Here is a 13,162-nt window from a genome sequence, read left to right on the forward strand (position 1 = left end):
GATGCCCTGCGGGTAACGTTCCCGGTCAGGCTATGGCCTCGCCGAGCGGATGGGGTGTGGTGTGACGCGTCGGACACTGGTCCTGGGCGGTGCGCGGTCGGGCAAGTCGGCCCACGCCGAGGGGCTGCTCACCGACGCGGTGGTGACCTACGTCGCCACCGCCCGCCGCTACCCCGACGACGCCGACTGGGAGGAGCGGATCGCCCGGCACGTCGCCCGCAGACCGCTCACTTGGACCACGGTGGAGGCGCCCGCGCCCGGCGACCTGCCCGCGCTGCTCACCGCCACCACCCCGGACGACCCGCCGATCCTGGTCGACGACCTGGCCACCTGGCTCACCGGCGTGCTGGACGACGCCGACGCGTGGGAGGGCCGCGGCCTGGCGCGGGCCGAGGCGGGGTGCGCCGAGCTGGTGCGCGCGGTCGGGCGCACGCGCAGCCGGCTGGTCCTCGTCTCCGCCGAGGTCGGCCTCGGCGTCGTGCCCGGGACCCGCTCTGGCAGGCTCTTCCGCGATCAGCTCGGCTCGCTCAACGCGCGGCTGGCCGAGGTGTGCGACGAGGTGCTGCTGGTCGTCGCCGGGATCCCCCTGCACTTGCGCGAAGCCGGAGGTAGTCGGTGACCATCGAGTTCCCGCCCGTCGAGCCGCCCAGCGGAAACGCGCGCCGCCAGGCGGTGAGCCGCCACGCGGTGCTGACCAAGCCCGTGGGCTCGCTGGGCAGGCTGGAGGAGCTGGGCGCCTGGGTGGCGGCCTGCCAGGGCGAGTGCCCGCCGCGGCCGTTCACCCGGCCCCGCGTGGTGGTGTTCGCCGGTGACCACGGGGTGGCGCGGCACGGCGTGTCCGCCTACCCGAGCGAGGTCACCGGGCAGATGGTGGCCAACTTCCTGGCCGGCGGCGCGGCGGTGAACGTGCTGGCCAACGTGGCGGGCGCGACCGTGCGCGTGGTCGACGTGGCGGTGGACTCCGACACCGCCGTCGGCGACGAGAAGGTGCGGCGCGGCTCCGGGTCGATCGACCGCGAGGACGCGCTGACCCCCGAGGAGGCCGAACGCGCGGTCGAGGTCGGCCGCAAGCTGGTGGACGACGAGGTCGACGGCGGCGCGGACCTGCTCATCGCCGGTGACATGGGCATCGGCAACACGACGCCGGCGGCGGTGCTGATCGCCGCGCTGACCGGGTCGGAGCCGGTGGCCGTGGTCGGCCGGGGCACCGGGGTCGACGACCGGGGCTGGATGCGCAAGACCGCCGCGATCCGGGACGCGCTGCGCCGCGCCCGGCCGGTGATCAACGACCCGGTGGCGCTGCTGGGCAGGTCCTCGGGCGCGGACATCGCCGCGATGGCGGGCTTCCTGGCCCAGGCGGCGGTGCGGAAGACGCCCGTGGTGCTGGACGGCGTGGTGACCGGCGCGGCGGCCGTGGTCGCGGAGGAGCTGGCGCCGGGGGCCCGCGAGTGGTGGGTGGCCGGACACCTGTCGGCGGAGCCCGCGCACGCGCTGGCGCTCAACCACCTGGGCCTGGAACCGCTGCTGGAGTTCGACATGCGGCTGGGCGAGGGTTCGGGCGCGGTGGCCGCGCTGCCGCTGGTGGTGATGGCCACCCGGGTGCTGGCCGAGATGGCGACCTTCGACAGCGCGGGCATCTCCGGGCCGGCGTGACGAACAGGACGGGCACGACGAGCACGACGCGCGGCACGAGCGGCACGAGCGGCACGAGCGGCACGCGCGGCACGAGCGTGGCGGCACCCACCCCGAGGCCGGCCTGATGCGCCTGGCGCTGTCGCTGCTCACCGTGCTGCCCGTCCGCGTCGTCGGCGAGGTCGACGCGCGGGCCGCCCGCCGGGCCATCGCCCTCGCCCCCCTGGTGGGCCTCCTGCTCGGCGCGGTCGCCGCGGGCCTGCTGGCCGTGCTGCCGGGCCTGCTCGGCGGCTTCCTCGTGGTCGGCTTCCTCGCGCTGGCCACCCGCGGGATGCACCTCGACGGGCTCGCGGACACCGCCGACGGGCTGGGCTGCTACGGGCCGCCCGAGCGGGCGCTGGCCGTCATGCGCGACGGCGGCGCGGGGCCGTTCGCCGTGGTCGCGCTGGTCGTGGTGCTGGGCGCGGAGGCCGCCGCCCTGCCGGTGGTCGGGTGGGGCGCGGTGGTGCTCGCGGTGACCGCCGGGCGGGCCGCCTTCGCGCTGTGCTGCCTGCGCGGTGTCCCGGCGGCCCGGCCCGAGGGGCTGGGCGCGCTGGTGGCCGGCTCCCAGCCGTGGTGGGTGGCCGCCGGGTGGTGGGTCGCGCTGGCGGTGGGCGGGTTCCTCGTCCACCCGTGGCGCGGCCCGGCCGCGGTCGTGCTCGCGGCCGGGCTCGTGCTGCTGCTGATCAGGCACACGCGCAGGCGCTTCGGCGGGATCACCGGCGACGTGCTCGGCGCGGCCTGCGAGACCGCCACGCTGGTGGTGCTGGCGGTCTGCGCCCTCCAGCCGCTCAGTTGATCTTCGTCATCCAGCCGTGCGGGTCCTCGACCAGGCCCTGCTGGATGCCGGTCAGGTGCCGGCGCAGCTTCATCGACACCTCGCCGGTGCGGCCGCCGGAGATCGAGAACTCGCCGTCCGCGTGCTTGACGTGCCCGACCGGCGTGATCACCGCGGCCGTGCCGCAGGCGAACACCTCGGTCAGCTCGCCGGACTCCGCCTTCTTCTCCCACTCCTCGGTGGAGATCCGGCGCTCCTCGACGCCGTGGCCGAAGTCCCGCGCGAGCCGGAGCAGCGAGTCTCGGGTGATGCCCGGCAGCAGCGAGCCGGTCAGCTCCGGCGTCACCACGCGCGCGTCGTCACCGGAGCCGAGGACGAAGAACAGGTTCATCCCGCCCATCTCCTCGACCCACCGGCGCTCCACCGCGTCCAGCCACACGACCTGGTCGCAGCCCTCCGAGGCGGCCTGCGCCTGCGCCACCAGGGACGCCGCGTAGTTGCCCGCGAACTTGGCCGCGCCGGTGCCGCCGGGGGCCGCGCGGACGTACTCGGTCGAGAGCCACACCGTGACCGGCTTCAGGCCACCGGTGAAGTACGAGCCGGCGGGCGAGGCGATGAGCACGTAGAGGTACTCCCCCGACGGCCGCACGCCCAGGCCCTTCTCGGTGGCGAACAGGTAGGGCCGCAGGTACAGCGACTCCTCGCCGCCGGAGGCGGGCACCCAGCGCTCGTCCACGGCCAGCAGTTCCCGGAGCGAGCCGAGGAACAGCTCGTCGGGCAGTTCGGGCATCGCCATGCGGCGGGCCGAGGCGCGGAAGCGCTCGGCGTTCGCCTGAGGGCGGAAGGAGGCGACCGAGCCGTCGGGCCGGCGGTACGCCTTGAGCCCTTCGAAGATCGCCTGGCCGTAGTGCAGCACCATGGCCGCCGGGTCCAGCTCCAGCGAGTGGTAGGGCTCGACCGCCGCGTCGTGCCAGCCCTGTTCGCGGTTCCAGCGGATCGTCACCATGTGGTCGGTGAAGTGCTGCCCGAAGCCCGGCTTCGCGAGTACCTCCGCCACGCGTTCCGGGGTCGCCGGCTGCGGGTTGGGGGTCCGGGTAAAAGGCAACGCTGTCGTCATGGCAGCACAGTAGCCGCCCCGTGGACATCGGAAAATCGCCGTCCCGACGCTCGGACGTCCGACCATCCGGTCGGGCTACCGGACGGCCTGCCGGACCCGACCCAACGCAATCGCGCCGGTACCCAGCGCGAGGGCCGCGCCGGTGACGAACAGCGCCTCCGTCGGCGCGCTCATCGCCAGCAGCACCGACAGCCCGAGGCCCAGGCACGCGGTGCGCATGGGCCACGTCCGGTCCTCCTGGAGCAGCACGCGCGCCGAGGCGTTCGTGAAGCCGTAGTAGAACGCCGTGCCGCACGCGCCGACCGCGAGCGCGGTGGCCGGCGTCAGCGCGACCACGCCGAGCACGGCCGACGCCACGCCCACCACCTCCAGCGGCCAGCTCGCGCGCACCGGCGGCAGGTCGCCGGTCTCGACCAGGCCGACGAGCGTGCGGCGGGCCGAGCCGAGCACGAAGAACAGCGAGGACACCGCGGCCACGGTGGCGCCCACGGCGAGCACGGGCAGCAGCGCGCGGCCGTCGGCGGCGACCAGGGCGTCCCGCAGCGGCGCGGGCGAGAGCGCCAGCCGCGCCGGGCCGAGCTGGTGCAGCAGCGCCGCGCCCACGGCGACGGACACCACCAGCACGACCACCACCACCGCCGGGACGGCGAAGCGCAGCACGCGGTCGGAGAACACCCGGTCGCCCGGCAGCGGCGCGGTGATCCGCTCGAACCCGGTGAACAGCACGAACAGCAGGGAACCGGCGCTCATCAGGCCCTCGAACCCCGGGCCGCCGGTGGTCCCGACCGGGTTCGCCGGCGGGGCGACCGCGAAGCACACCAGGACCACCAGCGCGAGCGTGCCGAGCACCACCGCGGCGGCGGCCACGCTCGGGCCGGTGCGCCAGCGGAAGCCCGACGCGCCGAGCGCCGCGGTCACCACGAGCAGGCCGACCGCCGCGGCGACCCGGTGGTCGGGGACGACGTAGGCGCCGAACGCGCCGGCCAGCGCGGCGGCCACCCCGGCCCGGCCGACCAGGTGGGCGCTCGCGCCGATGCGCGCGGGCCACGGGCCGAGCTGGTTGCGGATGTAGGCGTAGCCGCCGGGTGCGTCCGGGTAGGCGCGGTGCTGGTCGGCGGTGGAGAACGCGCAGCACAGCGCGGTGACCGCGGCGAGGACCAGGGCCACGGGGAACCAGGGGCCCGCCGCGGCCGCGGCGGGGGCGAACCCCGCGAGCACGCCGACCCCCAGGGTCGCGCCGAGGGCGAGCACCACGGCCCCGGCACGGGGCGTGATTGTCACCGGTACACGGTGACATACGGATCAGGTGACGGCTAACCCTCGTGCGGTTTACCCCCGAACGTGTTAATTGTTACTCGTTGCTATCGAAGGTGCGGCCGCCAAGTGCAGGAACGAGCCCCTTAGCATTCGACTCGATCTATTCCGCATCCCGACGCACGACCAGGAAGTGCCGGGAGGACCGTCGAGGAGCCGCAGTGACCGCCCCCAAACTCGTCATCACCGACAGTGATCTGAGCACCACCGACGTCGACGCCGTCGTGGTGGGCACCATCCAGGGCCCGGAGGGGCTCGTCCTGGCCGGCGGTGCGGAGGCGGTCGACGCCGCGTTCGACGGCGGCGTGCTCGGCGTGCTGGTCGCCCTGGGCGCGACCGGCAGGCAGGACGAGGTCGTGACGCTGCCGACGCTCGGCCGGATCGCCGCACCCGTGGTGGTCGCGGCGGGGCTGGGCAAGCCGGCCGCCGACGGCTCCGTCACCGAGGACCAGGTGCGCCGCGCGTCCGGCGCGGCGGCGCGGGCCCTGGCCGGCAAGAAGCGCGCCGTGACCGCGCTGTCCGCGCTGCACCTCGGCCCGGCCGTCGAGGGCACCGTGCTCGGCGCGTACTCGTTCACCGCCTACAAGTCCGACAAGGGCGACGCCCCGGTCGCGCGGGTGGACCTCGTCGCGCCCGCCCAGGGCCCCGTCCGGGCGCACCGGGCGACGGTCAAGGCGTCCACCGCGATCGCCGAGGCCGTGACCGCCACTCGCGACCTGGTCAACACCCCGCCGAACGACCTGTTCCCGGCCTCGTTCGCCGAGCGCGCCGCCGCGCTGGCCCGGACCGAGGGCCTGGAGGTCGAGGTGCTGGACGAGAAGGCGCTGCGCAAGCAGGGCTTCGGCGGCATCCTCGGCGTCGGCGGCGGGTCGAGCCGCCCGCCGCGCCTGGTCCGCGTCACCTACCGCGGCCCGAAGGCGACCAAGAAGGTCGCGCTGGTCGGCAAGGGCATCACCTTCGACACCGGCGGCATCTCGATCAAGCCCGCGCCGGGCATGGACGAGATGACCTCGGACATGGGCGGCGCGGCGGCCGTGATCGCCACCGTGGTGCTGGCCGCGAAGCTGAAGTTCCCGCTGGAGGTCACCGCGTGGGCGCCGATGGCGGAGAACATGCCGTCCGGCACCGCCTACCGGCCCGGTGACGTGCTGACCATGTACGGCGGCAAGACCGTCGAGGTGCTCAACACCGACGCCGAGGGCAGGCTCATCCTGTCCGACGCGATCGCGCGGGCCTGCGAGGAGGGGCCGGACTACCTGATCGAGACCTCCACGCTGACCGGCGCCCAGGTCGTGTCGCTGGGCAAGCGGACCGCGGGCGTGATGGGCACCGAGGAGTTCCGCGACCGGGTGGCCGCGCTGGGCCGCGCGGTGGGCGAGCAGGCGTGGGCCATGCCGCTGCCGGAGGAGCTGCGCGCCGACCTGGAGTCGCGGGTGGCCGACCTGGCGAACGTGGCCGGGCACCGGTTCGGCGGGATGCTGACCGCCGGGATCTTCCTGCGCGAGTTCGTGGCCGAGGGCGTGACCTGGGCGCACATCGACGTGGCCGGGCCGTCGTTCCACACCGGCGGCCCGTACGGCTACACCACCAAGGGCGGCACGGGCGTGCCGGTGCGCACCCTCGCCGCGGTGCTGGCGGACATCGCCGCGAACGGCTGACCGACCGCGACCGGCCGGCTACCGACCGCCGGCCGGTCGCGCTCAGCCCCGGTTCTCCTTGCGCCGCGAGTACTCGCGCATCCGCTTGGGGTAGCCGACGATGCCCGCGTCGTAGATCGGGATCTTCAGCTTCTTCGCCAACCGCCGCGCGCCGTCCTCGCCGTCGATGCGCCGGCGCGTCCACTCGCCGTCGTGGGCCACCAGCACTACCGTGGTCTCGGTCACGGTCGTCTTCGGCTCGACGTACGCCTCCACGCCCCGGCGTGACGAAGCCCACTGCTCCATGTGGGTGGTGTCGGTGGACGTGGCTGCCCGCAGCACGCCAGGACGCTGCTTCCTGCGAAAACGGTCGAAAAGACCCACCCGGCCACCTCCTGACGGCGTTCCCTCCCACCATCGTGCCGGCGCGGAGGTGAAGCCGGGGGCAAGTCCTCCGAACAGGACACCGCGTCGCCGTTGTCGGCACCGTAGTGACAAGATGGCCAGCACACGCGCGCACCCGCGCGGAGTAAGGCATCAAGCTCTCCAGGGAGATCCCGTGACCGACACCTCCGCCGACCTCGTGATCCTCGGTGGCGGCTCGGGCGGCTACGCCTGCGCGTTCCGCGCTGCGGAGCTCGGCCTGTCCGTCATCCTGGTCGAGAAGGACAAGCTGGGGGGCACCTGCCTGCACCGCGGCTGCATCCCGACCAAGGCGCTGCTGCACGCGGCGGAGGTCGCGGACAACGCCCGCGAGGGTGACCAGTTCGGGGTGAAGTCCTCGCTGGAGGGCATCGACGTCGCGGGCGTGAACTCCTACAAGGACGGTGTGGTCAGCCGCCTCTACAAGGGTCTCCAGGGCCTGGCCAAGGCCAACAAGGTCACCCTGGTCGAGGGCGCCGGCACGTTCGTCGGCGACCGGACCGTCGAGGTCGACGGCAAGCGCTACACGGGCAAGAACGTCGTGCTGGCGACCGGGTCCTACGCCCGCAGCCTGCCCGGCCTGGAGATCGGCGGCCGGGTCATCACGAGTGACCAGGCCCTGAACCTCGACTTCGTGCCCGAGAAGGTCGTGGTGCTCGGCGGCGGCGTCATCGGCGTCGAGTTCGCCAGCGTGTGGTCCTCCTTCGGCGCCGACGTCACCATCGTCGAGGCGCTGCCCCGCCTGGTCCCGGCCGAGGACGAGTACGCGTCCAAGCAGCTGGAGCGCGCGTTCCGCCGCCGCGGCATCAAGTTCAAGACCGGCGTGAAGTTCACCGGCGCCACCCAGAACGACTCGGGCGTCTCGGTCACCCTGGAGTCCGGCGACGTGCTGGAGGCGGACCTGCTGCTGGTCGCCGTCGGTCGCGGCCCCAACACCGCGGGCCACGGCTACGAGGAGGCCGGCGTCGCGATCGAGCGCGGCTTCGTCGTCACCGACGAGCGCCTGAAGACCAGCCTGGACGGCGTCTACGCGGTCGGCGACATCGTGCGCGGCCTCCAGCTCGCGCACCGCGGCTTCCAGCAGGGCATCTTCGTCGCCGAGGAGATCGCCGGGCAGAACCCCAAGGTCATCGACGAGGCGGGCATCCCACGCGTCACCTACTGCAAGCCCGAGGTCGCCTCGGTGGGCCTGACCGAGGCCGCCGCCAAGGAGAAGTACGGCTCCGCGGAGACGTTCGTCTACGACCTCGCGGGCAACGGCAAGAGCCAGATCCTGAAGACCGCCGGTGGCGTCAAGCTCGTGAAGGCGCCCGATGGCCCGGTGGTCGGTGTCACCATGGTCGGCGAGCGGGTCGGCGAGCTGATCGGTGAAGCCCAGCTGATCTACAGCTGGGAGGCGTACCCCGAGGACGTGGCGCCGTTGATCCACGCCCACCCGACCCAGACTGAAGCCCTCGGCGAAGCCTTCCTCGCCTTGGCCGGCAAGCCGCTGCACGTGCACGGCTGACCGTCGCACCCCAGTCAGCCGAACTTCGACCCACGCACGAGGAGTCAGCGAACGATGGCCTTCTCCGTCCAAATGCCCGCACTCGGCGAGAGCGTCACCGAGGGCACGGTCACCCGCTGGTTGAAGCAGGAGGGTGACCGCGTCGAGGTCGACGAGCCGTTGCTGGAGGTGTCCACCGACAAGGTCGACACCGAGATCCCCTCCCCGGCGGCGGGCGTGCTCCAGAAGATCGTCGCCCAGGAGGACGAGACCGTCGAGGTCGGCGCCGAGCTGGCCGTCATCGGCGACGGCTCGGACACCGGTTCCGACGACTCGACCTCCGGCGGCGGCGCCGCGCCCGCCGAGGAGGCCCAGCCGGAGCCGCAGTCCACCCCGGAGCCCGAGCCGGAAGAGGCCCCCCGGCAGGAGGAGGCCCCGAAGCAGTCCGGCGGTTCCTCCGACGGCACCCCGGTGACCATGCCCGCCCTGGGCGAGAGCGTCACCGAGGGCACCGTGACCCGCTGGCTGAAGTCCGTCGGCGACTCCGTCGAGATCGACGAGCCGCTGCTGGAGGTGTCCACCGACAAGGTCGACACCGAGATCCCCTCCCCGGTGGCCGGCACCCTGCTGGAGATCAGCGCCGGCGAGGACGAGACCGTCGAGGTCGGCGGGCAGCTCGCGGTGATCGGCTCGGGCTCCCCCGCCGCCGAGACCCCCGAGCCCGAGCCGAAGCGGGAGGAGCCGAAGCAGCAGGAGGCGGCTCCCCAGCAGCAGGCCCCCCAGCCCCCCGCCCCCCGGCAGGAGCAGGAGAAGGCCCCCGAGCAGGAGAAGGCCCCCGCCCAGCAGGAGCCGAAGCAGGAGGAGTCGGCCAACGGCGCCCCGTACGTGACGCCGCTGGTGCGCAAGCTGGCCTCGGAGCACGACATCGACCTGGCCTCGCTGAAGGGCACCGGCGTCGGCGGCCGCATCCGCAAGCAGGACGTGCTGGCCGCCGTCGAGGCCAAGAAGGCCCCCGAGCCCGCCCCCCAGAAGGCCCAGGCACCGGCCGCGTCCGCCCCGGCGCAGCGCGTCGCCACCCCGGCCCCCGACACCAGCGGCAAGCGCGGCACCGCGCAGAAGCTGCCCCGCCTGCGGCAGATCGTGGCCCAGCGCACCCGCGAGTCGCTCCAGGTCTCGGCGCAGCTCACCCAGGTGTTCGAGGTGGACGTCACCAAGATCGCCCGGCTGCGCAACCGGGCCAAGGCCGCGTTCGAGCAGCGCGAGGGCGCCAAGCTCACGTTCCTGCCGTTCTTCGCCAAGGCGGCGGTGGAGGCGCTCAAGCAGCACCCGGTGCTGAACGCCTCCATCGACGAGGAGAAGAAGGAGGTCGTCTACCACGGCGCCGAGCACCTGGGCATCGCGATCGACACCGAGCGGGGCCTGCTGAACGCGGTCATCGCCAACGCGGGCGACCTCAACCTGGCGGGCCTGTCGCACAAGATCGGCGACCTCGCCTCGCGGGCGCGCGCGAACAAGTTGACGCCGGACGAGCTCACCGGCGGCACCTTCTCGCTGACCAACCTGGGCAGCAACGGCGCCCTGTTCGACACCCCGATCATCCAGCAGCCGCAGGTCGGCATCCTGGGCGTCGGCGTGGTGAAGAAGCGCCCCGTCGTGATCACCGACGAGAGCGGCGACGACACCATCGCCATCCGCTCCATGACCTACCTGGCGCTGACCTACGACCACCGCCTGGTGGACGGAGCCGACGCCGGCCGCTTCCTCACCACCGTCAAGAACCGCCTGGAAGAAGGCGCCTTCGAGGCCGACCTCGGTCTCTGACACCACAACACACCCGGAGGCCGCCCCCACACCAGGGGGCGGCCTCTGGCCTTGTCACCACCCCCGCGCCAGCGCACACCCTCCCCGAGTTCGTGTCCTCCCGTATGGCCTGGGCGCAGCCCTACCGCGCTTGTCAAGGGGTCCGCACGCCCTTCGCGGACCCCTTGACAAGGGTGGTTGCCTCAGGCAGGCCATACGGGAGGACACGAGCGGACGCCCTTCCCCCCCGGCGGCCTGCCCAGCGGCGAGCGACCGCTCTTGTCTTTCCGCTCTTGTCCCTTCAGCCCGTGAACCACACGAACGCAGAACTCACCAGCCCTGAACGTTCGACACGGTGGTCCTGAACGTGCAACTCGGGAGTCCTGAACGTACGACACGCCCGACCTGAACGTACGACTCGTGAGGTCTGAACGTACGACTCGCGGGTGGGAGCGCTCCCGGGACCGGGGGACGGGCGGGCGTGGCGCGGGTGACACCCGACCCGCTGTGCAACCGGGCGGACACTGAGAGACGATCAACCCATGCGTGTCGTGGTGGCGGGTTCCTCGGGTCTGATCGGCACCAGCCTGGTGGCCGCCTTGCGCGGCGCCGGGCACGAGGTGCTGCGGCTGGTCCGCCGACCTCCCGCGGCCCCGGACGAGCGCGGCTGGGACCCGCCCGCCGGGCGCATCGACCCGGGCACCTTCGACGGCGTCGACGCGGTGGTCAACCTCTGCGGCGCGGGCGTGGCCGACAAGCGCTGGAACGACGCCCGCAAGCAGGTCCTCCTGGACAGCCGCACCGTGCCCACCGAGGTCCTGGCCGCCGCGGTGGCCGAGCACGGCGTCCCCGCCCTCGTGAACTCCAGCGCCGTGGGCTACTACGGCGACACCGGGGACGAGCTGGTCGACGAGACGACCCCCTCCGGCACCGGCTTCCTCGCCGACCTGTGCCGCCGCTGGGAGGCCGCCACCGCACCGGCCGAGAACGCCGCCCGCGTCGCCACCCTCCGCACCGGCCTGGTGATCAGCCCCTCCGGCGGCCTGTTCGGCCGCATCAGGCCGCTGTTCTCCCTCTTCCTGGGCGGCCGCCTGGGCAACGGCCGCCAGTACATGCCGTGGATCTCGCTGGACGACGCGATCGCGGGGATCAGGTTCGTGGTGGAGCACGACGTCCGGGGCCCGGTGAACCTCACCGCGCCCAGCCCCGTCACCAACGCCGAGTTCACCCGCACCCTCGGGCACGCGCTGAACCGCCCCGCCCCCTGGGTGGCCCCGCCGTTCGCGCTCAAGCTCGCCCTCGGCCAACTCGCCGAGGAGGGCCTCCTGGCCGGCCAGCGCGCCGTGCCCCGCGTCCTCGAACAGCACGGCTTCCAGTTCCTGCACCCCGCCCTGGGCGGCGCCGTGGCAACGGCCGCCCACAAGCAGGTGGGCAACTAGGCGGACAGCACAGCCACACAAACACGCAGCACAGCAGGCAGGTGGACGAATCCGATGACCGAACCCACCGGCACCCGGCCGTGATCGCGGTCCTGATCGGTCTCGCGCTGGCGCTGGCCTCGCTGGTCCTGGGCCTGTCGGTGCGCCGCGAGGTGCCCGCGCTGGACCGGGACCTGCACCTGGCGGCCGCCGACCTGGGCCCGGCCTTCACCCACGCCGCCACCGTGATCAGCTTCGTGCTCAGCCCCGGCCTGGCGACGATCGCGGTCGCCTCCCTGGCCCTGCGCGCCCTCCTGTCCCGGGACGGGCTCGTGCTGCGCGCCGCCGTGCTGCTGGCCGTGTCCTGGTCGACCGTCCTCGCCCGCTACGGCTACGAGCGCGTCCGCCCGATCGAGTACCCGAAGTGGGCCTACCCGAGCGGGCACGTCACCGCCGTCACCGCGGTCGCCTTCACCGGCGTGGTGCTGGTGGTCAGGCTCGCCCGCCGCCACCTCCGGCACGCGGTCGCCCTCGCCGCCACGGCGGTGGCGCTGACCGCCGCCAGCCGGGTGGTGCTGGAGATGCACTGGTTCACCGACACCGCGGGCGCGGTGCTCGCCGTGGTCGGGACGGGGCTGGTCACGGCCCACGTGCTGCGGCTGCTGCCCCCACCTCCGGCCGGTGCCGCCGCGACCGCCGCTGGGCGTAGGGTCGAGACGTGAGCAGTCCTGACCCCTCCTGCCGCGCCTCCTCCGACCAGGTCGAGGTGCGCGAGCTGGGCACCATCGACTACCTGGCCGCCTGGGACCTGCAACGCGAGCTCGCCGAGGCGCGCGCCGCCGGCACCACCGGCGACACGCTGCTGCTGCTGGAGCACCCGTCCGTCTACACCTGCGGGCGGCGCACCGAGCCCGAGGAGCGCCCCACGGGCGGCGACGTCCCGGTCATCGACGTCGACCGCGGCGGCAAGATCACCTGGCACGGTCCCGGCCAGCTGGTCGGCTACCCGATCATCGGCCTGGCCGAGCCGCTGGACGTCGTGCAGTACGTGCGCCGCCTGGAGCAGGCCCTGATCCACGTCTGCGACCAGCTGGGCGTGCGCACGGGCCGCGTGGAGGGCCGCAGCGGCGTGTGGCTGCCCGCCGACGACCGGGGCGGCGAGCGCAAGGTCGCGGCCATCGGCATCCGGGTGCAGCGCGGCGTGACCCTGCACGGTTTCGAGATCAACTGCAACGCCGACCTGGCCGCGTTCGCCGACATCATCCCGTGCGGCATCCGCGACGCCGGCGTGGCCTCGCTGTCGCACGAGCTGGACCGGGACGTCACGGTGGCCGAGGTGCTGCCGCTGGCCCGGCGGGCCGTGATCGACGCCCTGAACGGCGACCTGCCGCTGACCGACCGCACGCTGACGCGCCGCGACCCGGTGGCCGCCGGCGTCACCTTCGCGGTCCGCACCAGCTGAAACAACCCCCGCGACCCCGCGAGGCCGCCCCCGGCGCCACCCTCCCAGCCGCCCGC

The 13,162-nt window shown here is 73.7% G+C and carries 12 protein-coding genes; 9 read left to right on the forward strand and 3 right to left on the reverse strand.

Translation table 11 applies throughout. The features are described 5' to 3' along the window. Positions 1-61: 61 nt before the first annotated feature. The 3 genes from cobU (at position 62) to Q5530_RS14405 (ending at position 2,470) form a co-directional block, all read left to right on the forward strand. Positions 62-619, forward strand: a complete 558-nt coding sequence (gene cobU / locus Q5530_RS14395) for a bifunctional adenosylcobinamide kinase/adenosylcobinamide-phosphate guanylyltransferase (RefSeq protein ID WP_415362675.1) — start codon at positions 62-64, stop codon at positions 617-619. Beyond that, entirely contained in the window at positions 616-1,653 is a 1,038-nt protein-coding gene (gene cobT / locus Q5530_RS14400) for a nicotinate-nucleotide--dimethylbenzimidazole phosphoribosyltransferase (protein ID WP_380636191.1), read from the forward strand. The genes cobU and cobT overlap by 4 nt, the downstream gene beginning before the upstream one ends. Before the next feature lie 106 nt (positions 1,654-1,759). Continuing rightward, positions 1,760-2,470: an adenosylcobinamide-GDP ribazoletransferase gene (locus tag Q5530_RS14405; protein ID WP_415362676.1), complete on the forward strand. Its 711-nt coding sequence runs from the start codon at positions 1,760-1,762 to the stop codon at positions 2,468-2,470. Here Q5530_RS14405 and Q5530_RS14410 read toward each other — a convergent pair. Together Q5530_RS14410 and Q5530_RS14415 are read right to left on the reverse strand one after the other, a co-directional pair. Then, positions 2,463-3,566, reverse strand: a complete 1,104-nt coding sequence (locus Q5530_RS14410; RefSeq protein ID WP_415362677.1) for a branched-chain amino acid aminotransferase — start codon at positions 3,564-3,566, stop codon at positions 2,463-2,465. The two genes, Q5530_RS14405 and Q5530_RS14410, sit on opposite strands and share 8 nt — an antisense overlap. Before the next feature lie 75 nt (positions 3,567-3,641). Further along, positions 3,642-4,847 carry an amino acid permease gene (locus tag Q5530_RS14415; protein WP_415362678.1) on the reverse strand — a complete coding sequence of 402 codons (1,206 nt, stop codon included), beginning with the start codon at positions 4,845-4,847 and terminating at the stop codon, positions 3,642-3,644. 194 nt (positions 4,848-5,041) lie between these two features. Here Q5530_RS14415 and Q5530_RS14420 point away from each other — a divergent pair, with 194 nt between their 5' ends. Then, a complete protein-coding gene (locus tag Q5530_RS14420; protein ID WP_415362679.1) occupies positions 5,042-6,538 on the forward strand; it encodes a leucyl aminopeptidase in 1,497 nt (498 codons plus the stop codon). A gap of 42 nt (positions 6,539-6,580) precedes the next feature. Here the strand turns inward: Q5530_RS14420 and Q5530_RS14425 are convergent, their stop codons facing one another. Continuing rightward, positions 6,581-6,901, reverse strand: a complete 321-nt coding sequence (locus Q5530_RS14425) for an oxidoreductase (protein ID WP_380636185.1) — start codon at positions 6,899-6,901, stop codon at positions 6,581-6,583. A 175-nt stretch (positions 6,902-7,076) separates the two neighbouring features. Between Q5530_RS14425 and lpdA the strand changes: the two genes are divergently transcribed. The 5 genes from lpdA to lipB all read left to right on the forward strand — a co-directional run bounded on the left by lpdA (position 7,077) and on the right by lipB (position 13,106). After that, positions 7,077-8,447, forward strand: coding sequence for a dihydrolipoyl dehydrogenase (gene lpdA, locus Q5530_RS14430; protein ID WP_380636183.1), 1,371 nt, complete (start codon positions 7,077-7,079; stop codon positions 8,445-8,447). Between the two features lie 54 nt (positions 8,448-8,501). Further along, on the forward strand, positions 8,502-10,247 hold the full coding sequence (gene sucB / locus Q5530_RS14435; RefSeq protein ID WP_415362680.1) for a 2-oxoglutarate dehydrogenase, E2 component, dihydrolipoamide succinyltransferase: 1,746 nt from the start codon (positions 8,502-8,504) through the stop codon (positions 10,245-10,247). A gap of 521 nt (positions 10,248-10,768) precedes the next feature. Next, on the forward strand, positions 10,769-11,665 hold the full coding sequence (locus tag Q5530_RS14440) for a TIGR01777 family oxidoreductase (protein WP_415362682.1): 897 nt from the start codon (positions 10,769-10,771) through the stop codon (positions 11,663-11,665). Between the two features lie 41 nt (positions 11,666-11,706). Next, positions 11,707-12,366, forward strand: coding sequence for a phosphatase PAP2 family protein (locus Q5530_RS14445; RefSeq protein ID WP_415362683.1), 660 nt, complete (start codon positions 11,707-11,709; stop codon positions 12,364-12,366). Next, positions 12,363-13,106 (forward strand): lipoyl(octanoyl) transferase LipB, encoded by a 744-nt coding sequence (gene lipB, locus Q5530_RS14450; RefSeq protein WP_415362684.1) that lies wholly within the window; start codon positions 12,363-12,365, stop codon positions 13,104-13,106. The genes Q5530_RS14445 and lipB overlap by 4 nt, the downstream gene beginning before the upstream one ends. The last annotated feature ends 56 nt before the right edge of the window (positions 13,107-13,162 follow it).

Source organism: Saccharothrix sp. BKS2 (assembly GCF_047689505.1).
Lineage (GTDB): Bacteria > Actinomycetota > Actinomycetes > Mycobacteriales > Pseudonocardiaceae > Actinosynnema > Actinosynnema lopnurensis.